This window comes from Rhizobium grahamii CCGE 502, from assembly GCF_000298315.2.
Taxonomy (GTDB): Bacteria; Pseudomonadota; Alphaproteobacteria; order Rhizobiales; family Rhizobiaceae; genus Rhizobium; species Rhizobium grahamii.
In genome coordinates this window covers 79673-102280 of record NZ_AEYE02000014.1, presented here as the reverse complement: position 1 = coordinate 102280, position 22608 = coordinate 79673, and the positions used below count along the sequence as shown (strand labels likewise).

General features: G+C 60.2%; 21 protein-coding genes. 13 read left to right on the top strand and 8 right to left on the bottom strand.

What is annotated here, in order from left to right; translation table 11 throughout:
* Positions 1-45: 45 nt before the first annotated feature.
* The 5 genes from ftsZ to ligA all read left to right on the top strand — a co-directional run bounded on the left by ftsZ (position 46) and on the right by ligA (position 8113).
* The gene (gene ftsZ, locus RGCCGE502_RS12395) at positions 46-1770 is read left to right on the top strand and encodes a cell division protein FtsZ (protein WP_016554508.1); all 1725 of its coding nucleotides are present in this window, start codon (positions 46-48) and stop codon (positions 1768-1770) included.
* A 286-nt stretch (positions 1771-2056) separates the two neighbouring features.
* The gene (gene lpxC, locus RGCCGE502_RS12390) at positions 2057-3013 is read left to right on the top strand and encodes a UDP-3-O-acyl-N-acetylglucosamine deacetylase (protein WP_016554507.1); all 957 of its coding nucleotides are present in this window, start codon (positions 2057-2059) and stop codon (positions 3011-3013) included.
* 275 nt (positions 3014-3288) lie between these two features.
* Positions 3289-4158 (top strand): outer membrane protein assembly factor BamD, encoded by an 870-nt coding sequence (locus tag RGCCGE502_RS12385; RefSeq protein WP_016554506.1) that lies wholly within the window; start codon positions 3289-3291, stop codon positions 4156-4158.
* Between the two features lie 5 nt (positions 4159-4163).
* Positions 4164-5837 carry a DNA repair protein RecN gene (gene recN, locus RGCCGE502_RS12380; RefSeq protein WP_016554505.1) on the top strand — a complete coding sequence of 558 codons (1674 nt, stop codon included), beginning with the start codon at positions 4164-4166 and terminating at the stop codon, positions 5835-5837.
* Positions 5838-5947: 110 nt separating this feature from the next.
* Positions 5948-8113 carry an NAD-dependent DNA ligase LigA gene (ligA, locus tag RGCCGE502_RS12375; protein WP_016554504.1) on the top strand — a complete coding sequence of 722 codons (2166 nt, stop codon included), beginning with the start codon at positions 5948-5950 and terminating at the stop codon, positions 8111-8113.
* Positions 8114-8134: 21 nt separating this feature from the next.
* Here ligA and RGCCGE502_RS12370 read toward each other — a convergent pair whose 3' ends face one another.
* On the bottom strand, positions 8135-8662 hold the full coding sequence (locus RGCCGE502_RS12370; RefSeq protein WP_016554503.1) for a GNAT family N-acetyltransferase: 528 nt from the start codon (positions 8660-8662) through the stop codon (positions 8135-8137).
* Between the two features lie 269 nt (positions 8663-8931).
* Here RGCCGE502_RS12370 and RGCCGE502_RS12365 point away from each other — a divergent pair, with 269 nt between their 5' ends.
* From RGCCGE502_RS12365 to RGCCGE502_RS12355, 3 genes are all read left to right on the top strand, one after another.
* Positions 8932-9522: a 3'-5' exonuclease gene (locus RGCCGE502_RS12365; RefSeq protein WP_016554502.1), complete on the top strand. Its 591-nt coding sequence runs from the start codon at positions 8932-8934 to the stop codon at positions 9520-9522.
* Positions 9523-9584: 62 nt separating this feature from the next.
* Positions 9585-10076, top strand: a complete 492-nt coding sequence (locus RGCCGE502_RS12360) for a CreA family protein (RefSeq protein ID WP_016554501.1) — start codon at positions 9585-9587, stop codon at positions 10074-10076.
* Between the two features lie 75 nt (positions 10077-10151).
* Positions 10152-11021, top strand: a complete 870-nt coding sequence (locus tag RGCCGE502_RS12355; RefSeq protein ID WP_016554500.1) for an aldose 1-epimerase family protein — start codon at positions 10152-10154, stop codon at positions 11019-11021.
* Between the two features lie 114 nt (positions 11022-11135).
* On the opposite strand, the gene RGCCGE502_RS12350 is transcribed toward RGCCGE502_RS12355, so the two are convergent.
* Both RGCCGE502_RS12350 and RGCCGE502_RS12345 read right to left on the bottom strand, forming a co-directional pair.
* Positions 11136-11606, bottom strand: a complete 471-nt coding sequence (locus tag RGCCGE502_RS12350) for a chemotaxis protein CheW (protein WP_016554499.1) — start codon at positions 11604-11606, stop codon at positions 11136-11138.
* 2 nt (positions 11607-11608) lie between these two features.
* Positions 11609-13573 carry a methyl-accepting chemotaxis protein gene (locus tag RGCCGE502_RS12345; RefSeq protein WP_016554498.1) on the bottom strand — a complete coding sequence of 655 codons (1965 nt, stop codon included), beginning with the start codon at positions 13571-13573 and terminating at the stop codon, positions 11609-11611.
* Positions 13574-13924: 351 nt separating this feature from the next.
* Between RGCCGE502_RS12345 and RGCCGE502_RS12340 the strand changes: the two genes are divergently transcribed.
* Genes RGCCGE502_RS12340 through RGCCGE502_RS12330 form a run of 3 tightly spaced genes read left to right on the top strand, consistent with a single transcriptional unit; the run spans position 13925 to position 16549 of the window.
* Entirely contained in the window at positions 13925-14527 is a 603-nt protein-coding gene (locus tag RGCCGE502_RS12340; protein WP_016554497.1) for an SCO family protein, read from the top strand.
* 4 nt (positions 14528-14531) lie between these two features.
* Positions 14532-15659, top strand: a complete 1128-nt coding sequence (locus RGCCGE502_RS12335; RefSeq protein WP_016554496.1) for an FAD-dependent oxidoreductase — start codon at positions 14532-14534, stop codon at positions 15657-15659.
* 11 nt (positions 15660-15670) lie between these two features.
* Positions 15671-16549 carry a 50S ribosomal protein L11 methyltransferase gene (locus tag RGCCGE502_RS12330; protein ID WP_040674484.1) on the top strand — a complete coding sequence of 293 codons (879 nt, stop codon included), beginning with the start codon at positions 15671-15673 and terminating at the stop codon, positions 16547-16549.
* A 158-nt stretch (positions 16550-16707) separates the two neighbouring features.
* On the opposite strand, the gene RGCCGE502_RS37240 is transcribed toward RGCCGE502_RS12330, so the two are convergent.
* Entirely contained in the window at positions 16708-16881 is a 174-nt protein-coding gene (locus RGCCGE502_RS37240) for a hypothetical protein (RefSeq protein WP_016554494.1), read from the bottom strand.
* A gap of 279 nt (positions 16882-17160) precedes the next feature.
* Between RGCCGE502_RS37240 and RGCCGE502_RS12325 the strand changes: the two genes are divergently transcribed.
* Positions 17161-18996, top strand: a complete 1836-nt coding sequence (locus RGCCGE502_RS12325) for an aminopeptidase P family protein (protein WP_016554493.1) — start codon at positions 17161-17163, stop codon at positions 18994-18996.
* Between the two features lie 15 nt (positions 18997-19011).
* Here the strand turns inward: RGCCGE502_RS12325 and RGCCGE502_RS12320 are convergent, their stop codons facing one another.
* Together RGCCGE502_RS12320 and RGCCGE502_RS12315 are read right to left on the bottom strand one after the other, a co-directional pair.
* A complete protein-coding gene (locus RGCCGE502_RS12320) occupies positions 19012-19320 on the bottom strand; it encodes an AzlD domain-containing protein (RefSeq protein WP_016554492.1) in 309 nt (102 codons plus the stop codon).
* Between the two features lie 2 nt (positions 19321-19322).
* Positions 19323-20039, bottom strand: coding sequence for an AzlC family ABC transporter permease (locus tag RGCCGE502_RS12315; protein ID WP_016554491.1), 717 nt, complete (start codon positions 20037-20039; stop codon positions 19323-19325).
* A gap of 133 nt (positions 20040-20172) precedes the next feature.
* On the opposite strand from RGCCGE502_RS12315, the gene RGCCGE502_RS12310 reads away from it, so the two are divergent.
* Positions 20173-20421 (top strand): DUF2164 domain-containing protein, encoded by a 249-nt coding sequence (locus RGCCGE502_RS12310; RefSeq protein ID WP_016554490.1) that lies wholly within the window; start codon positions 20173-20175, stop codon positions 20419-20421.
* 13 nt (positions 20422-20434) lie between these two features.
* On the opposite strand, the gene pncA is transcribed toward RGCCGE502_RS12310, so the two are convergent.
* The gene (gene pncA, locus RGCCGE502_RS12305) at positions 20435-21061 is read right to left on the bottom strand and encodes a bifunctional nicotinamidase/pyrazinamidase (protein ID WP_016554489.1); all 627 of its coding nucleotides are present in this window, start codon (positions 21059-21061) and stop codon (positions 20435-20437) included.
* 105 nt (positions 21062-21166) lie between these two features.
* Complete coding sequence (locus tag RGCCGE502_RS12300) at positions 21167-22447, bottom strand: sugar MFS transporter (RefSeq protein ID WP_016554488.1); 1281 nt, start codon at positions 22445-22447, stop codon at positions 21167-21169.
* Positions 22448-22608 lie beyond the last annotated feature (161 nt).

Below are 22608 nucleotides of genomic sequence, written 5' to 3'. Positions count from 1 at the left end.
ATTGGCCGGCGTGGCGATGCGGCCATAAAGAGAAGGAACGGTAACATGACTATCAAGCTGCAAAAGCCGGATATCACTGAGCTTAAGCCGCGTATCACCGTGTTCGGTGTTGGCGGTGGCGGTGGCAACGCTGTCAACAACATGATCTCCGCTGGCCTCCAGGGCGTCGACTTCGTCGTTGCCAACACGGATGCCCAGGCCCTGACGATGACCAAGGCAGAGCGCATCATCCAGCTCGGCGCCAACGTCACGGAAGGTCTCGGTGCTGGCTCGCAGCCGGAAGTCGGTCGTGCGGCCGCCGAAGAGTGCATCGATGAAATCATCGATCATCTGAACGGAACGCATATGTGCTTCGTTACCGCCGGCATGGGCGGCGGCACGGGTACGGGCGCTGCTCCGGTTGTTGCCCAGGCAGCCCGCAACAAGGGCATCCTGACGGTGGGCGTCGTTACCAAGCCGTTCCACTTCGAAGGCGGTCGCCGTATGCGGCTTGCCGAACAGGGCATCGAGGAGCTGCAGAAGTCGGTCGATACGCTGATCGTTATCCCGAACCAGAACCTCTTCCGCATCGCCAACGACAAGACGACTTTTGCCGACGCTTTCGCGATGGCTGACCAGGTTCTTTATTCTGGTGTCGCTTGCATCACCGACCTGATGGTGAAGGAAGGTCTCATCAACCTCGACTTCGCCGACGTCCGTTCGGTCATGCGCGAAATGGGTCGTGCGATGATGGGCACCGGCGAAGCATCCGGTCAGGGCCGCGCGATGCAGGCTGCCGAAGCTGCTATCGCCAACCCGCTGCTCGACGAAACCTCGATGAAGGGTGCACAGGGCCTCCTGATCTCGATCACGGGCGGTCGCGACCTGACCCTCTTCGAAGTCGACGAAGCTGCGACCCGTATCCGCGAAGAAGTCGATCCGGATGCGAACATCATCCTCGGCGCGACGTTCGACGAATCGCTCGAAGGCATCATCCGCGTTTCCGTCGTTGCGACCGGCATCGATCGCGCGATCAACGCAGCGGCAGGCAAGACCTTCCAGCCGGCGGCAAAGCCGATCGTGCGTCCTTCCGCGGCCGTTGCTCCGGCGCCGGCCGCAGTTCAGCCTGCACCTGTCATGCAGCAGGCACCCAAGCCCGTCGACACGGTTGCTCAGGCCATTCGCACGGCCGAAGCCGAAATGGAACGCGAACTTGAAATCCATGCTCCGCGTGCTGCTGCTCCGGTTCAGCAGCCTGCCATGCAGGAGACTTTCCGTCCGCAGAGCAAGATCTTCGCTGCTCCTGAGGCCGCTCCGATCATCCGTCCGGCTCCGGTCCAGCAGGCTCCCGTTCACGCACCTGTCATGAGCCAGCCGGTTCATCAGCCGGTCATCAGCCAGCCGGCTCCGGTCATGCAGCAGCCGATGGTCGCCCAGCAGGCTGTTCGCATGCCGAAGGTGGAGGATTTCCCACCGGTGGTTCAGGCTGAGATCGACCATCGCTCGCAGCCGGCTGCTCCGTCGCACGCCCATGAAGAGCGTGGTCCGATGGGTCTCCTGAAGCGGATTACCAGCTCGCTTGGTCGCCGCGAGGAGGAAGTCGCTCCGGAGATGACCTCGGCCCCGGCCGCCGCATCGCAGCAGCGTCGTCCGCTTTCTCCCGAAGCAAGCCTCTATGCGCCGCGCCGCGGGAACCTGGACGATCAGGGCCGCAGCGTTCCGCAGGCTCGCATGATGCAGGAAGACGATCAGCTTGAAATTCCTGCGTTCCTGCGCCGCCAGTCGAACTGAGGCAAGGACGGAATCGCCACAAGGATGCCCGGGAGTACGCTCCCGGGCATTGCTGTTTCTGGCCGTAAAAATTGGCGCAAATTATACAGTTATTTCAATGGCATGCTTTCGTAACAAAGCGAAAGAAACAGTGATTTGGAATGGAACCCCCGCGCACGTATGTATGTGCTGATGAAACCGTCTTCGTGCGCTTTATGGTGCGAGTTTGACGGAGTGAAATGAACCCTGGCGGATGGCCGGCATGTTAGCCGCGACGGATCATCAGGGGATAATAAAGGCAAAATTTATGGTTATTGGCATGTTGGGTTTTCAGACGACGGTATCACGTCCGATCACGCTCTCGGGCATCGGCGTCCATTCCGGTGCTGACGTTTCGATTACCTTCAACCCGGCGGAAGCCGACACTGGCGTCGTCTTCAATCGCATGCACGAGAACGCCGAGGTTTCCGAATACCGCGCTGTGTCTTCGCAGGTTGGCAATACGGATCTCTGCACGGTTCTTGGCTTTTCGCCGGCGCGCTCGGTCGCGACGATCGAACACGTCATGGCTGCTGTTTATGCGCTTGGTCTCGACAATGTGGTGATCGAGGTTGACGGGGCCGAAATGCCGATCATGGACGGCAGCTCGATGCCGTTCATCGAAGCGATCGAACAGGTTGGTCTGGTGTCGCTTGGCGTGAAGCGCCGCTATATCCGCATCACCAAGCCGGTTCGCATCGAGCATGGCGGCTCGTGGAGTGAGTTCCGTCCCTATGACGGTATGCGCTTCGAGGTCGAGATCGATTTCGACTGCCCGTTGATCGGCCGCCAGAAGTGGGAAGGCGACATGACTGCCGCGACGTTCAAGTCGGAGCTGTCGCGTGCTCGTACCTTCGGCTTCATGCGGGATGTCGAGCGTCTCTGGGCCTCCGGCCATGCGCTTGGTTCGTCGCTTGAAAATTCGGTCGTCATCTCGGACGACAACACCGTCATCAACGTTGAAGGTCTGCGTTACGCCAAGGACGAATTCGTGCGCCACAAGACGCTCGATGCCGTCGGTGACCTCGCGCTTGCCGGTGCTCCGTTTATCGGCTGCTATCGCTCCTATCGTGGCGGCCACAAGATGAATGCCAATGCTCTCAAGGCGTTGCTCAGCGATCCGACCGCCTATGAAGTGGTCGAGACGTCTGCGCCGCGCCAGCGTGTTGCTCCCCGGGATTTCATCCGGGTCAACGCACCGGAATTTGCTCCCTGGTCGGCATGACCTCCATCGCAGTTTTTAGGCCAGGGCCGCCTCCTTCGGGAGGCGGTTTCTTTATGGGCTGTGAGCTGTCGGCGAATCCTGGATAGGTGTTTTGCCGCAGATGTTTAGAGGCAACAGTTGCAGCTTTCCCGGTGCAAAACTGGCGATTATGGCCCGCCTCGCCACAAAAATGCGTTAATGCATCATCATTGCGTTGCTCTGGCTCCACATTTGTGGCTAGAAACGCCAGCAGGGCGCGGCTGCCGTTGAGGGATGGCGGCGTTGGGATTGTTCCGATGGGTTATGCAGGGTCTGAAAGTATGATGAAGACAACGCGCGCTTTGTTCGCATCGCTCTTGGTGCTGAGCGCAGGTGCCTTAATTTCTGGATGCCAGTCTGACCCCGATATCGACATCACCAAGCTCGGCCTCGAGAATGATCCGCCGGATGTTCTCTATACGCAGGGTCTCGCCAATATGAAGGCCGGCAACATGGCCGAAGCGGCGCGCAAATTCGACGCGATCGACCGCGAGAATCCGTTTTCCGAATGGGCGCGCAAGGCCCTCGTGATGAGCACCTTCGTCAAGTACCGCCAGGGCCGTCTCGATGACGCGCTTGCTTCGGGTAACCGCTATATGGCGCAGTATCCGAAGTCCAAGGATGCGCCTTACGTCCAGTATTTGATCGGCCTGACTTATTCCAAGCAGATCGTTGACGTCACGCAGGATCAGCGCGCATCGGCCAAGACCGTCGAGGCCATGCAGGCGGTCATCGACAACTACCCGGATTCCGAATACGTCGACGACGCGCAGGCGAAAATCCGCTTCGCACGCGACCAGATGGCCGGCAAGGAAATGCAGGTCGGCCGCTATTATATGGAACGCAAGGAATACCTTGCTGCGATCTCGCGCTTCCGCACGGTGGTCGAGAAGTATCCGAATACCAACCAGATCGAAGAAGCCCTTGCTCGCCTTGTAGAAGCCTACTACGCGATGGGGATCGTCGACGAGGCGCAAACCGCTGCGGCGGTTCTCGGCCACAACTACCCTGACAGCCAGTGGTACGCGGATTCCTTCAAGCTCCTGAAGAGCGGTGGCACCGAGCCGCGTGAAAATCCGGGCTCCTGGATCGCTGCCGCAGGCAAGAAACTCCTGCTCGGTACCTGAGGCCAATGCTGATCCAGCTTTCGATCCGCGATATCGTTTTGATCGAGCGGCTGGATCTTGCCTTCGAGACCGGCCTCTCGGTGCTGACCGGTGAAACCGGCGCTGGCAAATCCATCCTCCTCGACAGCCTTTCCCTTGCCCTTGGGGGACGCGGTGACGGCGGCCTTGTTCGCCACGGTGAAGACAAAGGGCAGGTTACGGCCGTCTTCGACGTTGGCCCGGATCACGGTGCCCGCAAGCTGCTGCGTGAAAACGGCATCGATGATGACGGCGATCTGATTTTCCGCCGTGTTCAGAATTCCGATGGGCGTACCAAGGCCTATGTCAACGACCAGCCGCTCAGCGTTCAGCTGATGCGTCAGGCCGGACAAATGCTCGTCGAGATCCACGGCCAGCACGATGATCGCGCTCTCGTTGATGCTCATGCGCACAGGATCCTGCTCGATGCCTTCGCGGGCGCGAACGAAGACGCTGCGGCCGTTTCCAACCTCTACCGCATCTGGCGCGATACTGAGCGAACGCTGAAGAAACAACGCGAGAAGGTCGAGAATGCCGCCCGCGAGGCCGATTACCTGCGCTCTTCCGTGGAGGAGTTGGAGAAGCTTTCGCCGCACGATGGCGAAGAGGACGAACTCGCAGACCGTCGCCAGAAGATGATGAAGGCTGAGCGGATCGCCGGCGATATCGCCGAAGCGTCCGAGTTCCTCAATGGCAATGCCTCTCCGGTGCCGCACATCGCCTCGCTGGTGCGCCGGCTGGAGCGCAAGAGCCACGAAGCCCCGGGCTTGCTGGAAGATACGGTGGCGCTCCTGGACGCTGCTCTCGATCAGCTTTCCAATGCGCAGATGGAAGTCGAGGCTGCGCTCAGGAAGACGGAATACGATCCGAAGGAATTGGAGCGTGTCGAAGAGCGCCTGTTTGCCCTGCGCGCCGCTTCGCGCAAATACTCCGTTCCGGTGACCGAACTGCCGGCGCTCGCCGTTCGCATGATCAGCGATCTTGCGGACCTCGACGCCGGCGAGGAAAGGCTCGCCAAGCTTGAGGCCGAAGTTAATGTCACCAAGGCGAATTACCACGCCGCGGCCCGCTCGCTTTCCGATAAGCGCCATCATGCCGGCGACGCCCTGGCTGCTGCCGTGATGGCGGAATTACCTGCACTGAAGCTCGAGCGGGCGCGGTTCATGGTGGAGATCACCACCAATCCCGAGGATGCGACATCCGAGGGCATCGACATTGTCGAGTTCCATGTTCAGACCAATCCGGGTACACGTCCGGGCTCGATCATGAAGGTCGCATCCGGCGGTGAACTTTCGCGGTTCCTGCTCGCCCTGAAGGTGGCGCTTGCCGATCGCGGCTCGGCACCGACGCTTGTTTTCGACGAAATCGATACCGGTGTCGGCGGGGCGGTTGCGGATGCGATCGGTCAGCGGCTTAAACGCCTTTCCGACCGCGTGCAGGTCCTCTCCGTCACGCATGCGCCACAAGTTGCCGCACGCGCAGCGACGCATCTTCTTATCTCGAAGGGGCCAACCGCCGAGGGCTCCGAAAAGATCGCGACGCGCGTCGCGACGATGGCGCCCGGCGATCGTACCGAGGAGATCGCTCGCATGCTGGCGGGGGCTTCGGTGACCGAAGAGGCGAGGGCCGCTGCTGCCCGGTTGCTGGCCGGCAACGGCTGATTCCGCGGCTCTTCGAAATGGGGAGCAGACACGGCTAACGATCCCTCCCGCTCTTTCAATCCATACGTTTTGCTCTAAAACCGACTCCAGATTCGTGGAGCGAGAGCCGTATGTCGACTGAAGCCATAGCCGTTGATGCCCTGACGATCGAAGATGCCGCAGCCGAGCTTGAGCGGCTTGCCAGAGAGATCGCCCGCAACGACGAGCTCTATCATGGCGCGGACCGTCCGGCGATTTCGGACGCCGAGTATGATGCGCTGAAGCGACGCAACGACGCGATTGAGGCGCGTTTCCCTGAGCTCATCCGCGAGGACAGCCCGTCGCGGCGCGTCGGCGCGGCACCTTCGGTGACCTTCGCGCCGGTTGTGCATGCACGGCCGATGCTGTCGCTCGACAACACCTTCTCGCAAGACGATGTGCAGGACTTCGTGGCGAGCGTCTATCGTTTCCTCGGCCGCTTGCCGGACCAGTCGATCGCGTTTACGGCAGAGCCGAAGATCGATGGCCTCTCCATGTCGATCCGTTACGAGAACCGCAAGATGGTAAGCGCTGCAACCCGCGGCGACGGTACGACCGGCGAAAACGTCACCGCCAACATCCGGACGATCAAGGAAATTCCTCAAACCCTTCCTGCGAGCGCGCCAGCAGTCGTCGAGGTGCGCGGCGAAGTCTATATGGCCAAGAGCGACTTTCTGGCGTTGAACAAGCAGATGGAAGCCGAGGGGAAGCAGACCTACGTCAATCCGCGCAACACGGCGGCGGGTTCGCTGCGTCAGCTTGACGCCAAGGTGACGGCAAGCCGCAAGCTGAAGTTCTTCGCCTATGCCTGGGGCGAGATATCCGACATGCCTTCCGACACGCAGTTTGGCATGGTCGAGGTATTCCAGAGTTGGGGATTCCCGATCAATCCGCTGATGAAGCGGCTGAATTCGGTCGCCGATATTCTGGCCCATTACGATGAGATCGGCCTGAAGCGCCCGGATCTAGATTACGATATCGACGGCGTCGTCTACAAGGTCGACAGCCTTGAGCTACAGGCTCGCCTTGGCTTCCGCTCGCGCAGTCCACGTTGGGCGACAGCCCACAAGTTCCCAGCAGAGCAGGCGTTCACGACGGTCGAAAATATCGATATCCAGGTCGGCCGCACCGGTGCGCTCACTCCGGTTGCGCGGTTGACGCCGATTACGGTCGGCGGCGTCGTTGTGACCAATGCGACGCTGCACAACGCTGATTATATCGAAGGTATCGGCAATTCGGGCGAACGCATCCGTGAAGTCGGGCATGATATCAGGATCGGTGATACCGTTATCGTGCAGCGGGCAGGCGACGTCATCCCGCAGGTGCTCGATGTTGTCATGGAGAAGCGGCCCACAGACGCTACCCGCTACGATTTCCCTCAAAAATGCCCGGTCTGCGGCAGCCATGCGGTGCGGGAGAAGAACGAGAAGACAGGCAAGCTCGATTCGGTCACGCGCTGCACCGGCGGCTTCATTTGCCGTGCACAGGCCACCGAGCATCTGAAGCACTTCGTCTCCCGCAATGCCTTCGATATCGAGGGCCTGGGGTCGAAGCAGGTCGACTTCTTCTTTGAGAGCGACGATCCTGCCCTGCAGATCCGCACTGCACCCGATATTTTCACGCTGGAGAAGCGGCAGGCGAACTCGCTGACCAAGCTTGAGAACATCGAAGGCTTCGGCAAGGTCAGCGTCGGAAAGCTCTATGCGGCGATCAACGAGCGACGCAGCATTGCGCTGCATCGGTTCATCTATGCCCTCGGCATCCGCCACATTGGCGAAACGACGGCGAAGCTGCTGGCGCGTTCCTATGGCACCTATGCCGATTTCGAGGCGGCGATGAAGGATGCTGCGCCGCTGTCCGGCGATGCCTGGAACGACCTCAACGCAATTGAAGGCATCGGTGAGATCGTGGCGCGCGCCATCGTCGAATTCTACAAGGAGCCGCGCAATGTCGAGGTCATCTCGCGGTTGCTTGCCGAACTGAACGACGGTACACCCCTGGCGGCAGAAAAGGTCGCGGCTTCCAACAGCCCTGTTGTCGGCAAGACTGTTGTCTTCACCGGCTCGCTGGAGAAGTTTACCCGCGACGAGGCCAAGGCGCGGGCCGAGAGCCTCGGGGCCAAGGTTGCCGGTTCGGTATCGAAGAAGACCGATATCGTCGTCGCGGGGCCCGGAGCCGGCTCGAAGCTCGACAAAGCGCGTGAGCTTGGCGTTCAGACGATGGACGAGGACGAGTGGCTGGCACTGATCAGTGGGTGAGGGCGCCAGCCATCGCCTCTTCTACAGCCTGACCCGGGCCATCGTGTACGCGTCGACATAGGTGCCGTCTCGAAAGCCGAAGGCCTTTAACAGGCCCTCCGTCTCGAAACCGAACTTCTTGTAGAGCGCAAGGGCGGCAGCATTGTCAGTGTAGACCGTGAGTTCCAGCCGCTTGATATCAAGCCAATTGTCCGCTGTATCGACAATCGCCTGCATCAACGCGCTGCCGACGCCTTTTCCGGTGAAATCATCGTGCACGCCCATGCCGATGCTCGCCGCGTGGCTGCGCCGCCCCTGAAGGCGCATGAGATGCGCGTCGCCGACCGGCACCCCGTCGAACTCCGCGACAATGCTCACGTTGCCCTGCGGCATCGACTCGAAACGTTTCCGTGTTTCCTCGACGCTCTGATAGGGAAGGCGAAGCGTGCCGTGGCGAAAGCCTGGTAGGTTGAGCATGGCGGTTACCGCTTCGATGTCGCTTGCGCGCATCGCACGGATCGTCACGCCCGTCGCGGGCGGTTTGAGTGGCTTTTCTTCCGGATTATCCAAAACGCTCTCCTTGAGTTGTTGGAGGAGAGCAAGCTTCGAAAACCCTGCTCACCTCGGCAGGGTCTTCGGGATCGATCGGTCGATTAACGCGCCAATGCTCCCGCGAGCCCTGCATGGGCCGTGGTGTGATGCATGGTCGTAAGAATTGCGCGTGATCCGATCATGCGAGGAAAGTCGTTGATGGCGGCGCTTGAGTCAAGCAGGGGTGTTTACCTCCGACGCCCTGCAACGCTAAATCGGTGAAAAGATACCGACTCGCGGATGCCTCGTTGAAGACCATCGCCATTGACTTCGAAACAGCCAACGAACAGCGCGGCAGCGCCTGTTCGGTCGGTCTGGCATGGATCGAGGATGGTAAGGTCACCCGCGTCGAGGAGCGTTTGATCCGGCCGAAGGAAATGCGGTTTTCCGGCATGAACATCGCCATTCACGGCATTCGTCCGGAGCATGTCGTGGACGCGCCGGACTTTCCCGAGGTTATGGACGAGTTCCACGATGATTTCCGCAGCGCTACCATGATCGCGCACAATGCGGCTTTCGATTTCAGTGTCTGGCGCGCAAGCCTCGATCTCTATCGGCAATCCTATCCGGAACTGACCTATCTCTGCAGCTTGAAGATGGCTCAGCGGATTTGGCCGCATTTCTTGTCGCATCGGCTGAACATCGTCGCCGAGCACCTTGGCCTGCGCTTTGCGCATCACAACGCTGCCGAAGACGCAGCCGTCTGCGCGCATGCGGCGCTGGCGATGGCAAAGGCCGTCGGTGCGGCTGCCGTCAATGCCATTCCCGCTCTGATCGGGATGAAGCCGGGAAAGCTTACACCGCAAGGGTATGAGGCCTGTACCTGCCGGAAGGCGTGAAGGTTCCTTGTAAAGGCATCCGTCGGACTTACCTTAGAATCGGATGTAACCAAGGAAACACCATGTCCGGAAAATGCTGCATCATTCTCGCTGCCTCGCTCGTCGGCCTCTGCGCCGGCACGGCATCGGCTGACCAAGTCGGCAAGGTTGGTGTCGACTGGATCGGCAACGACATCATCATCGACGCGGTGGCCGACCCGCAGGTGAAGGGCGTGACCTGCCACGTCACCTATTTCGACCGCAGCGTCATCGACCGCGTGAAGAACGGTAACTGGTTTGAGGATCCGTCGAACAATTCTATTTCCTGCCGCCAGACCGGGCCGATCGAGATCGGTGACATCAACCTCTCGAAAGGCGGCGACGAGGTCTTCAAGACAGGCATGTCGCTGATCTGGAAGAAGCTGGTCGTCAACCGGATCTACGACAAGGAAAACGACACGCTGATCTATCTCGCGCACTCCCGCGAGTTGACCGATGGTTCGGCCAAAATGGCGATCTCGACGATCCCGCTTTACGGCCAGAACGTCACGTGGAAAAACGGCAAGCCGCAATAACGCCTGCACGTCGGTTCTGAGCCGGCGGCAGGCCTAGATAGGGTCCGATGACGGACCAAACCGAAGGGAACGCTCATGCCAAGCCACGCGCGGATCGGCAACCAATATCTGACTGTCGATGTCTCCTCGCTCGGAGCCGAGATGCAGTCGCTTGCAACAAGCGACGGCCGTTCGTGGTTGTGGAACGGAGATGCCGCTTTCTGGAGCGGGCGGTCGCCGGTGCTATTTCCGATTGTCGGCAAGGCGCCTGAGGACATGGTGGCGATCGACGGCGAGACCTATCCGATGGGGCAGCATGGATTCGCACGCCGGACGGAATTTGCCCTTGCCTCGGCGGACGCAACGACATGCCGGTACGAACTCGCCTCGTCGCCGACGACACGGGCCGTCTACCCGTTCGACTTCCTGTTGGCGGTGGAACATGCGCTGGAGGGACGGGCACTGACCGTCGCCGCCGAGGTCACAAATCGCGACAGCCGGTCGTTGCCCTTCGGCCTCGGCTTTCATCCCGCCTTCGTCTGGCCATTGCCGGGATCTGCCGGGCGCGATCACGTCATCACGCTCGACAATCAGGGAGAGCCAGGTTTAGTACGATTGGAGGGCGGGTTGATCTCGCCCGCGAAGCTGGCGTCCCCATTCACGGCGGGACGGCTTGTGCTGGATCGCAGCATGTTCGAGCAGGACGCCATGATCTTTCCCGAAGGGGCGGGGAAGGGGTTAAGCTACGGCGTCGATGGCGGACCGGCGATGCATTTCCGTTTTGAAAATCTGCCCAATCTGGCGCTCTGGCAGAAACCGGGCGCACCGTTCATTTGTATCGAACCCTGGCATGGAACGGCCGCCCAGAAGGACGGCTCCAACGAGCTTGCAAAGCGCCCGTACAGCCTGTCATTGCCTCCCGGCGAAACCCGCCGCTTCGCATTCACGGTCGAGATCGTCGGGTAGCCTGTCTGCTAGGCCGCAATAGCTTTCAACGCTCCCATAACGAAATCCGCCTGCAAGTTGTCTTGCAGGCGGCGCGGTGGTCGGTTTGAGGTGGCGCTGCGAGACGCGTTGCTGCTAGGCGGCTTCGCGCGTCAATTCGTCGGCGATGACCGTGTCGAGGTTCAGGAAGCAGACCATGGTCTTTTCAAGGGCCACGATACCACGGCAGAAGGCGCGTTGGGCTTCCGGGATGATTTCCGGGGCCGGCTGCAGGTCTTCGCTCTTGATGGTCATCATGTCGGAGACTTGCTCGACCAGCAGGCCGACCAGCTTGCCGGCGATATCGGTGACGATGATGGCGGAGCGCTCGGATGGCTCGGTCATCTTCATGCCGAGGCGGCAGGCCATGTCGATAACAGGGATCACAGCGCCACGCAGGTTGATGAGGCCGAGCACGTAAGGTGGCGTGTGCGGCATCGGCGTCACCGGCGCCCAACCGCGAATTTCGCGGATCGCCATGATGTCGATGCAGAACTCCTGCTCACCGAGATGGAAGGAGACGATCTCGAGATGCGATCCGGTCTGGTTGATGATGGTATTGTTCATGATCAGAATTCTTCCCAGTTGTCTCCGGCCGGTACGGCCATGGCTCTGGCGGTTGCGCCGCCGCTGAATGCGCCCGCGACCTTGCCCATCAGGCTTCGTGCGGGAGATGGTTTCGGGTGCGAGACTGCGGTGGCTTCCCGCGGCGTGGAACGGGCATTCATGCCCTCGCCGATCTTGAACGTCCGGATCAGGTGGATCAGGCTATCGGCATCGGTGGCGAGCGCATGGCTGGCTGCGTTCGTCTCCTCCACCATGGCCGCGTTCTTCTGCGTGACCTGGTCCATCTGGCTGATGGCCGTATTGATTTCGTTCAATCCGGTGGATTGTTCGCGTGCAGAGGTTACGATTGATTTAACATGTTCGTCGATGCGCAAAACATCTTCGCCAATCTGGCGTAGCGCTTCACCGGCTGCCGTCACGAGTTCACCGCCAGCCTTCACCTCGGTGTTGGATTTTCCGATCAAGGCTTTGATATCCTTGGCGGCGCCTGCTGCACGACCGGCGAGTTCACGAACTTCCTGCGCAACGACCGCAAAGCCCTTGCCGGCTTCGCCCGCGCGGGCTGCCTCGACGCCAGCGTTCAGTGCAAGCAGGTTGGTCTGGAAGGCGATCTCGTCGATGACGTTGATGATGGTGCCGATCTCACGCGAGGCCGCAGCGATTCGCTCCATGGCGGCCATGGCGTCGGTGACGACCACATCTGATTTCGTCGTGTTCTGTCGGGTATGGGCAACCATGTGGCCGACTTCTTCGGCGCGGTTGGTCGCGTTGCGGACCGTTGCCGTGATCTGATCGAGCGCAGCGGACGTTTCCTCAAGCGATGCCGCTTGTTGTTCCGTGCGCTTTGCGAGATCGTCGGCGGCTGCACGCATCTGCTGGCTACTTGCCTGGATGGACGTGCCGTTCTGTGAAATGCCTGACATCGTCTGGCGGAGTGTTGCCGTGGTCAGATTGAAGTCGCTGCGCAGGCGCTCCAGTTCGGGCTTGAACGGCTGATCGATGGTGACCGTCACGTCGCCGCCGGCGAGTCGCGTGAGGCCCTGGCCTAGCGCCTTTACTGCATTGTCGAGTGCTTCGGCATCTGCCAGTTTTGCTGCTTCGCGACTGCGACGCTCGGCATCGCTTTGCTGACGCTCGCTATCACTCCGCGCCTGGAGTTCCAACTTGTCGATTGCGGCAAGTCGGAAGCTCTCAGCCGCGCGTGCCATGTCGCCGATCTCGTCGCCACGCTCGGTGGCCGGGACGTGGCTGTCGAGATCGCCCCGCATGATCGCGTGCATGCTTTTGCGGACGGCCTCGATGCCGCGGCGAATGGAGCCGCCATGGACGTACTGCAGGATCGCCATTGCCAGGATGGCAACGATGCCAAGTGCAAGCTGGATGTGGATTGCTCGCTGAGAGATCGCATTGGCCTCGTCTATTCGAGCCTTGGCGAGTTCGCCACCATCGCGCGCGAGCTTGTCCAATGTCGCGCCCACCTTGTCGCCACCACCGTCGATGGCATCGTCGAGCCTGTCGAATTCGCTATCGGGCGCGCCGGATTCGACGGCTGCCTTCAAGTCACCAACAACATTCTGCCCGAGCGTCGCGACGTCTGCATCATACGTGGACAGCAGGTTTCCAGCCTTCAACTCGTCCGCCAGACCGTGCAATTCCTTGGAGCTCTCCTGCAGCCCGCCAATTGCGTCGTTCATCAGCTTCAGGCGCTCAGGCATCACTGCGCGATCGCCGCGATCGACGATGGTGTCCATGGCGGCGAGGATCAAAGTGAGGTTGGCGGCGCGCATCTCGTTGATGTGGTCGACACTGGCCTGGATCTCGTTGGCGTGTCTCAGGCCGGCATCAGCGCTTGAATTCTGGTACCAGCCAACCGCGATCATTGAGCCGAAGCCGATAAACGCAGCGCCAGCAAGGGTGCCGAGCCTCTGGCCCACAGAGAGGCTCTTGCGCACTTTCATATCAGTCATGTGACGATTATCCCCTCCGCGATGAGACGCGGTATTTATTTTGCGCTCACGCGGATAGCCGGGATGGAGATGCCAGGCAGACGTCATGTCATCAGAACGGCGAACGTTCTATCCAGTGCTAAATATAGATGTGCATTTTTAAGTATTTGCTAACCCTCAAAAATTGTAGAGGACCTAGTCGTTTCGCGCATGCATTTGTAAGTCCTATAAATTTCTATTTTGATTGCGCCTTTTCAGTGTGCCGGTGGGGCAATCGGTCGCCGGCGGAAACGTCTTGTTGAATTGCGCAGCGAGGAATGAGGCGATATCACGCGCAGACTGGGAATGGTCCCGATGTCAGAGGTTCGATCGATGAAGACTGTCCGCATTGCGGTCTGGGTTGCGGTGCTGTTGATGGCCGGGATTCTTGGATGGTTGACCCTCAATGTCACCAAGACGAAAGACGCGGTGTCCGAGGGACCGTTCGGCGTACCATTCACACTGGTCGCCCAGAACGGCCAGCCGATCACCGAGCAGGCCTTCCGCGGCAAGCCAACGGCGCTGTTCTTTGGGTTCACACATTGCCCGGAAGTCTGCCCGACAACGCTGTTCGAAATGAATGGTTGGCTGGAGAAGGTCGACCCCGAGGGCAAGAAGCTTCAAGCGTATTTTGTGACCGTCGATCCGGAGCGTGACACGCCCGAGGTGATGAACCAATACGTCTCCAATGTCTCCAAGCGAATCGTCGGTATTTCGGGCGCGCCCGACAAGGTCGCCGATGTCATCAAGGGCTACCGGGTCTACGCCAAAAAAGTGCCGGTCGACGAGAGCAAGCCGGACGGCGACTACACGATGGATCACACGGCTTCCGTCTTTCTGCTCGACGCGGCGGGGCGCTTCGCCGGCACCATCGCCTATGGCGAAAATCCCGATACGGCGGTAAAGAAATTGGAGAACCTCGTCAGCAAGGGATGACGGCATGGCGTCAGGGCATCGCAGCATTTTGATCGCCGGCGCCGGCGCGACCGGCCTGACTGCTGCCCTCGAACTTGCCCGGCGCGGGCACGTTCCGCGTATCGTCGACAGTGACGCCGGCCCTGTGCCGTTGGCGGAAAGCCGGGCTCTCGGCATTAATGCGAGAACGCTGGCATTGCTTTCGCCTTCACGTGTCACCGACGCCATCCTGCAGGAAGCGCAGCGGATTGCGCATTTCCGCATCGTTTCCGGGAACAGGCTGCTTGCCGACGTCGACACGACAACCGTGCCCGGTCCATACAGTGCTATGCAGGTGCTGGCACAGGGACATACCGAGCGGCTGCTGTTGGGCAAGCTTTCCGATTTTGAGGTTGCTCCCGAATGGCAGACCGTGGTGGAGACGGTTTCGCACGATCCCTCGAAGCCGCGCGTAACTCTAAGGAGGGCCGACGGATCGGTAGAAACGGCGGATTTTGACATCGTCATTGGCGCCGATGGCGCTCATTCGACGGTACGCAAGGCCGTCGGCATCGATTTCCCCGGGCAGGCGTTGGAGAGCAGCTTTTATCTCGCGGATTTCCGTTATGCCGAACCTATCGGTACCGGCTCTGTCGAGATCAATCTGTTCGATCCAGGGATGATCGGGTGTCTCCCTGTTACCCGCGATGTCCTGCGCTACATCTCGACGCTTCCCGATTTCGAGAGCCGCATCCGGCATCCTGCACGGGTCGCAGAGCGCGTCTGGGCTTCCGATTTTCGCATTCACTTCCGTCGCGCTTCCGAGATGGCAAGGGGTAACGTGTTTCTCGCTGGTGACGCGGCGCATATTCACTCGCCGGCGGGCGCGCGCGGGATGAACCTCGGCATAGAGGATGCGTGCTGGCTCGGCTGGTTGATCTCCGAGGGACGGGAACGCGAATACGCGGCTCTGAGGATGCCGGCGGTGCAGACGGTGCTGAAACAGACCCATCAACTAACCTCGCTGATTGCCATGAAGAATCCGATGGCGATTGCAGTCCGCAACCTTGCCGTCCCCTTCCTTTTGCGAATACCTGCCTTCCGACAAAAATTGCTTCACGGCGTGTCGGGATATGATACGCAGTCGCCGCCCTGGATCGCTGGCGCGTTATAGAAGAAAGACCGATTGTGGAAATACGCCTCTATGTGACGACAACCGAAGTGCTGGCCGGAGAGATCCTGGACCTGCTGTCCGATGTCTTTGGCGAAGAAGACTTCGCAATCGCGACCACCGAGATCGACGAGAAGAAGGACATTTGGGAAGCTTCGGTCTACATGATGCGTGAAGACGAGGCGGAGGTCCGGGCTCGTGTCGAGGAGGCGCTGAAGGCGACCTTTCCCGACGCCAAGGTCGAGCGCGAGGTCATTCCTGATGTCGATTGGGTCGCAAAATCACTTGAGGGGCTGAAGCCGGTTCGGGCAGGGCGGTTTCTCGTCCACGGCTCGCACGACCGCGACAAGGTGCGGCCTGGCGACATTGCCATTGAGATCGATGCGGGCCAGGCGTTTGGTACCGGTCACCATGGCACGACGGCCGGCTGCCTGGAGACGATCGATCGCGTTCTTCGTTCCCGTCCGGTGCGCAATGCGCTCGACCTCGGAACCGGCAGCGGCGTTCTGGCGATTGCCGTGCGGAAGCTCCGGAACATTCCAGTTCTCGCCACTGATATCGATCCGATCGCAACGAAGGTTGCGGCCGAGAACGTCAGAAGCAATGGAATTGCGTCAGGCATTTCGACGGCAACGGCCCCGGGCTTTCACTCGACCGCATTTTCTGCTCATGGCCCCTTCGATCTGATCATTGCCAATATCCTGGCGCGGCCACTGATCAAGATGGCGCCGCAACTCGTTAATCATCTGGCGCCCGGCGGTTCGGTCGTTCTCTCCGGAATTCTTGCCGCGCAACGCTGGAAGGTGCTGGCGGCCTATAACGGTGCGCATCTGCGGCATGTGCGCACCATCTGGCGCAACGGCTGGGTGACGATCCATCTCGACCGCCCTTGAGGTGAAGGCAAAAGAAAAGGCGGTGCCAATGGCACCGCCTTCGGACCAGTTTCCCGGTCATGCCCGCGAGCTCGAAGGAGGAGGAGCGCTCGAGCGGGCTTCTACTGGTTCTGATCGCCGGTCCCGTGAGGGAGGAGGAGAAGGGAGCGGCGAGTTGCTCAGAACGCGTAGCTGGTTGCGACCTGATGGCGCGTTACCTTTTGGCCGGCGCCGAGCAGGTTGAGGGTATCCGCATGCAGCGGACGGCGCGAGCCGATGATGTGACGCACAGTCTGGCGCTCGCCAGCCTGTACCGGGCTGCTGTAAGCGAAGCGCGACAGAGGGGCAGTCATATCTGAATTCCTTTTGTTTCGTTTCAGGTTCGTCTCGAACCCGTTTGATGGCGCCTATATAGCGATTTAGAAAAGCTGAGGGAGAGGGTTTCGTTCATGGGAGCCATGCGCTGAATGCATAAAGCGTGCCAGTTTGTGAATCGCCGCCTCATTTCCGCCGAATTATTGGGCGGCTTTTGCTCAGGCATCACTTTGCGGATTTCTCGTATTCCTCTGAAATTCCGATAACATAGCCGAATCCTTTTGCTAAGGGATTCGCACAAAACCGGGTTATTGAACATGTTCCAGTCTTTTGAAGTCACTTCGACGCCACAATTCGGCCGCGATCGCGTCTCGGCTTTGCGCGCAAGTTTTGATGCGCTTGGCATCGACGCCTTTCTGGTGCCGCGCGCCGACGAGTTCAACGGCGAATATGTCCCCGCTTGTTCGGAGCGTTTGTCCTGGTTGACGGGCTTTACGGGATCTGCGGGCATCGCGCTCGTGACGCGTTCGGCGGCGATTGTCTTCGTGGATGGGCGCTACGTGACGCAGCTTGCCGAGCAAGTGGACAATTCCGTCTTTACCGGCGGAGACCTTGTGAACGAACCGCCTCACGCTTGGCTTGCGAAGAATGGTTCCAAGGGCCTGCGCCTCGGCATCGATCCTTGGCTGCATTCGGGCGCGGAGGTGCGGCGGCTAGAAAAGGCGCTCGCCGAAATTGGTGGTTTGCTTGTCGTCCTACCCCACAATCCCCTCGATAAGCTCTGGAGCGACCGACCGCAGGAGCCGCTGGGGCAGGTGGCGATCCAGAACGTCGTGCAGGCGGGCATACTCGCAACCGAGAAGATTGGAACGATCGCAGCCGATCTGGCGAAGAAGAGCTTGAAGGCGGCCCTGATCGCGGATCCGTCTTCGGTCGCCTGGACCTTCAATATTCGCGGCGCCGACGTGCCGCACACGCCGCACCCGCTGGCGCGTGCGATCATCCATGCCGACGGCAAGGCCGATCTCTTCCTCGACAAGCGCAAGACCGGCATCGAGGCGGAAGCCTATCTTGCACAGATGTGCGTTCAACTTCCGCCGTCGGAGCTCGACAAGAAGCTATCGGCTGTAGCCAAGGATGGTGGCCGCATCCTGGTCGATCCGGACCTCACCTCGTATGCCCTGGCGGAGATCATTCGCAAGGCGGGTGGCGAGGTCGTGGAAGGCAATGATCCCGCGAAGCTGCCACGGGCCGTCAAAAACGGCGTGGAGATCAATGGTTCTGCTGCGGCACACTTGCAGGATGGCGCGGCCATGGTGGAGTTTCTCTACTGGCTGTCGCAGACCAAGCCGGGGACGGTGACCGAAATCGAGGTGGCGGAGAAGCTGGAAGCGGCACGCGCTCGCGTCGGCCAGAACATGCAGAACCCACTCAAGGACATCTCCTTCGATACGATCTCCGGTGCGGGTGAGCATGCGGCGATCATGCACTACCGCGTGACAACGGAGACAAACCGCAAGCTTCGAGCCGGCGAACTCTTTCTGATCGATTCCGGCGCCCAGTACATCAACGGCACGACCGACATTACCCGTACCGTCGGTATCGGCTCGGTCACCGAGGAGCACAAGCGCTTCTTCACGCTGGTGCTGAAGGGCATGATCCAGATCAGCACCGCGCGCTTTCCCAAGGGCACGCGCGGCTGCGACCTCGATCCGCTGGCCCGCATCGCGCTTTGGCGAGCCGGCGCTGATTTCGCACACGGCACCGGCCACGGGGTCGGGTCCTATCTTTCCGTGCATGAGGGGCCGCAACGTATCGCCAGACTTTCAACGCAGGAGCTGTTGCCAGGGATGATTCTCTCGAACGAGCCTGGCTACTATAGGCCAGGCGCTTTCGGGATTCGCATCGAGAACCTGATCTATGTCCGCGAGGCAGAGGCGATCGACGGCGGTGATATGCCGATGCTCGGCTTCGAGACGCTGACCTTCTGCCCGATCGACCGGAGCCTGATCATTCCGGAACTTCTGACGCATGACGAATTGCATTGGCTCAACGCCTATCACGAACGCACGCGTGAGGCGCTGATGCCGCTGATCCACGACCATGACGTCAAGGCGTGGCTGGAGAATGCCACCTTGCCGCTCGAATATTGACTAGCGCCGGCGGCGTCACATGCCGATGGTGTGACGCCAGGCCATCACGACGAGCCATGCGACAATCAACATCCAAGTGTGCGAGGCCCGCAGGCCGACGACGAGCGCTGCCAGCAGGGCGAGCTTCGACTCCCAGCCGCCGGTGAAGAAGGCCGGCGCGACAAGCGTCGTCAACACCGCGGCGGGAACTGCGGCAAGTGCTGCCTCCATGCGCGGCGGGATGCGCTTCATTGTCGTGATGAGGATATAGCCACCGATGCGCGTCGCGTAGGTCGCAGCCGCTGCCGCCAGGATCACGAGCGCCATGTGAAGATCGAAGGCCATCGTCATACCTCGTGCAGATCGGATTCGAGTTCCTGTTCATGTGGCGGGGGCGGGAACAGGGCGGCAAGTACGATGCCGGCAGCGGCGCCAAGGCTTACATGCCAAGGCGAACCGACATAGTGATAGGCGATCACAGAGGCGACAGCGCTAACGGCTGCGACCGGCAGAAAATTGTCGCGGTGGCGGAAATCGAGGACGATGCCGAGGAAATAGGCTGGCAGCAGGATGTCCAGTCCGATCGATTTGGGGTCGCCGATGTAGCTTCCGAGCATGCCGCCCAGCAGGCTGACGAAGACCCAGGGCACGTAGATTATGATGCCAAAGCCGAGATACCAGACGAAGGTGACCGGCTTGCCGGCTTCGCCGCGTTTGACCGTTTCAGCAAACTGCGGATCAACCAGAAGGAAGAAGGTGAAGAACTTCTGGAGCGGCGAAAAGTGCTTGATGTAAGGCGCGATCGCCGCCGAATAGAGGACATGACGGAAGTTGACGGCGAGGATCGAGGCTACAATCAGCCACGCCTGGACATCGTGACCGAAGAGCTCGATACCGACCATCTGGCTCGCGCCGGCATAGACGGTGGCACTCATGAAGGTCACCTCCGCAAGTGACATGCCGTTATCGACCGCGAGCGCTCCAAACAAGGCCCCGAACGGGGCCGAGGCTAGCGCGATGGCCGAGCCACCGCGCAAACCGTCGAAAAAATCAGCGCGACTCATCGGCGACAATCCTTCTGGAATTTTGCCTTCCGTGTAAGGAGGGGTAGTACCTGCCGCAAGCAAATTTCCTTGATTGAACGATCGATTTCGCTGAACGATGCGGTCGCGACTGATTGCCGTTCGGGGAGGAAACATGAACCAGATCGAATTTTCGAAGGAAGAGAAGGCCGAACTTCTTGCGCGGATTCAGCACTATTTCAGCAGCGAACTGGACCAGCCTATCGGCGTCCTGAAAGCGGAATTCGTGCTCGAGTTCTTTGCGAAGGAAGTTGGAGCCGCCCACTACAAGAAGGGGCTGGAAGATGCGCAAGTCGCGCTCGCCAGACGCATCGACGACTTTTCCGAGGACGTCTACCAATTGCAACGGAATGCGACGGCGTAGCTGGGTCCCCACCCTAGCCGTCGAGAACCTGCCGGCTGGTGATGATATCGATGCCATGCTCGCGCATCTCCTCGATCGCCGCCGCAACGCCCTCAGGCGATATGCCGCGGCTGGCGTCTTCGATGAAGCGAACCCGCACGCCGGGCATCATTTCGGTCGCATCCAATGCCGAGAACTTCACGCAGTAGTCGGTTGCGAGGCCGCAAACGTCCAGATCGGTCACCTCCTGGCCCTCGAGGAAATGGGCAAGACCCGTCAGCGCGTCCTGATCGTTGTCGCGAAACGCGGAGTAGCTGTCGACACTGTGATTCTCGCCCTTTTGCAGGATGAGATCGATCTTGCCCATCTTGAGGTCCGGATGCAGTTCCGCGTCCGTCGTGCCCTGAACGCAGTGGTCCGGCCACATCATCTGCGGCTTGCCCGACAGCGTGCCGAGTTCGAAGGGCTGCTTTCCCGGGTGAGAGGAAGCGAAGCTGCCGTGACCGGCCGGATGCCAGTCCTGCGAGGCAACGATCAGATCATATTTGCCGCTCTCGATCAGACGATTCGCGATGGGGACCACCTCGTGGCCATCCAGCACCGGAAGGTTGCCGCCTGGGCAGAAGCCATTTTGAATATCGACCAGCAACAAGGCTTTCATCGGTGCGATTCCCTCGAGTTGTGCGCTGCACCATGCCAAGGGTGAAGGGATGGCGCAAGCGCCAAGACACTTCGCCGCAGATCGGCGAAGTGCGCCTTGAAAGGGTCAGCTCGGCCGGTGCCCTTTCAGGCCGTAAAAGGCGATGTAAGCATAACACAGAACCGGCATCAGGAAGGCAAGATGAATGCCGATCGTGTCTGCGAGCGCGCCCTGAACGAGCGGAAGCAAGGCGCCGCCGACGATTGCCAGGCACAGGATACCGGAGCCCTGGCTCGTGTATTTTCCAAGACCGTAGAGGGCCAGACTGAAGATCGTCGGGAACATGATCGAGTTGAAGAGTCCGATCGCCAAGACCGACCACATGGCGACGTGACCGCTCGAGAAGACCGTAAGCAGCAGCAGTGCGATCACGACAAGAGCATTGAACGCAAGCGCCTTGCCGTCGTCGACATAGCGCATCACGACAGCGCCGACAAAGCGACCGATCATCGCGCCGCCCCAGAAATAGGACACGTGATGCGCGGCCTCGGCTTCTGAAAAGCCAGCGATATCAGGCTGGCTCATGAAGTTGACGAGGAAACTGCCGATGCTGACTTCGGCACCGACGTAGACGAAGATGCCGACGGCGCCGAGCACCAAGTGGCGATACTGCCACGCAGAGCCGCCGCCGGTGATCGGCTCGATCTCTTCGGCACCGTCAACATGCGGCAGCTTCAGGGCTGCAAAGAGCGCTGCCAATACCAGGAAGGCGATGGCCAGGAGCATGTAGGGAAACTTCACGGCGCCCGCTTCGGCGAGCCTCATGGCATCGAGTTGTTCGGGTGTGGCGCCGACGACGGCGGCGGTCGTAGCGGACAGGATCAGGAACGCACCGAACATGGGAGCAAGCGTGGTGCCCAGAGAGTTGAATGCCTGCGTCAGGGTCAGGCGGCTTGCGGCCGTGTCGGGTGGACCGAGCACGGTGACATAGGGATTGGCGGCGACTTGAAGCAGAGTGATCCCGGTTGCCAGGACGAAAAAGGCTCCGAGGAAGAGCGCGTAGACGCGGTAGCTCGCTGCCGGAATGAATAGCGCGCAGCCGACCGCCGCGATGAGGAGGCCGGTTACGATGCCCCACTTGTAGCTGATGCGCTTGACCAGCGCGCCGGCGGGCAAGGAGATGATGAAGTACGCGCCGAAGAAGCAGAACTGAATCAGCATGGACTGCGTGTAATTCAGTTGGAAGACGTTCTTCAGATGCGGAATGAGAATGTCGTTCAGGCAGGTGATGAAGCCCCACATGAAAAACAGCGACGTCAGCGCCACGAGGGCAAATCGATAGTTCGCTGCTGGGGAAGTCGTCGCCGGGCGTGTCGTCGCGGCGTTGTTGGTGATGATACCAGCCACTGTCTTGTACCTCTTGTTCTTGTTGCGCCGGAAACTTCCCTCGGAGCTATCAAGGCAATGGGCCGGCGGTGGCTCGGCAGAGCGCTTGGGAGGAGGCGTGCAGCAAGCCACAAGGCTTCATATATTCATTTGGAGTCGAATTGGTAGTATTCAATCTATTT

Coding starts and splice junctions, on each gene's coding strand:
- ftsZ (WP_016554508.1), top strand. CDS start 46: ATGACTATCAAGCTGCAAAAGCCGGATATCACTGAGCTTAAGCCGCGT.
- lpxC (WP_016554507.1), top strand. CDS start 2,057: ATGGTTATTGGCATGTTGGGTTTTCAGACGACGGTATCACGTCCGATC.
- RGCCGE502_RS12385 (WP_016554506.1), top strand. CDS start 3,289: ATGGGTTATGCAGGGTCTGAAAGTATGATGAAGACAACGCGCGCTTTG.
- recN (WP_016554505.1), top strand. CDS start 4,164: ATGCTGATCCAGCTTTCGATCCGCGATATCGTTTTGATCGAGCGGCTG.
- ligA (WP_016554504.1), top strand. CDS start 5,948: ATGTCGACTGAAGCCATAGCCGTTGATGCCCTGACGATCGAAGATGCC.
- RGCCGE502_RS12360 (WP_016554501.1), top strand. CDS start 9,585: ATGTCCGGAAAATGCTGCATCATTCTCGCTGCCTCGCTCGTCGGCCTC.
- RGCCGE502_RS12355 (WP_016554500.1), top strand. CDS start 10,152: ATGCCAAGCCACGCGCGGATCGGCAACCAATATCTGACTGTCGATGTC.
- RGCCGE502_RS12350 (WP_016554499.1), bottom strand. CDS start 11,606: ATGAACAATACCATCATCAACCAGACCGGATCGCATCTCGAGATCGTC.
- RGCCGE502_RS12345 (WP_016554498.1), bottom strand. CDS start 13,573: ATGACTGATATGAAAGTGCGCAAGAGCCTCTCTGTGGGCCAGAGGCTC.
- RGCCGE502_RS12340 (WP_016554497.1), top strand. CDS start 13,925: ATGAAGACTGTCCGCATTGCGGTCTGGGTTGCGGTGCTGTTGATGGCC.
- RGCCGE502_RS12335 (WP_016554496.1), top strand. CDS start 14,532: ATGGCGTCAGGGCATCGCAGCATTTTGATCGCCGGCGCCGGCGCGACC.
- RGCCGE502_RS37240 (WP_016554494.1), bottom strand. CDS start 16,881: ATGACTGCCCCTCTGTCGCGCTTCGCTTACAGCAGCCCGGTACAGGCT.
- RGCCGE502_RS12325 (WP_016554493.1), top strand. CDS start 17,161: ATGTTCCAGTCTTTTGAAGTCACTTCGACGCCACAATTCGGCCGCGAT.
- RGCCGE502_RS12320 (WP_016554492.1), bottom strand. CDS start 19,320: ATGGCCTTCGATCTTCACATGGCGCTCGTGATCCTGGCGGCAGCGGCT.
- RGCCGE502_RS12315 (WP_016554491.1), bottom strand. CDS start 20,039: ATGAGTCGCGCTGATTTTTTCGACGGTTTGCGCGGTGGCTCGGCCATC.
- RGCCGE502_RS12310 (WP_016554490.1), top strand. CDS start 20,173: ATGAACCAGATCGAATTTTCGAAGGAAGAGAAGGCCGAACTTCTTGCG.
- pncA (WP_016554489.1), bottom strand. CDS start 21,061: ATGAAAGCCTTGTTGCTGGTCGATATTCAAAATGGCTTCTGCCCAGGC.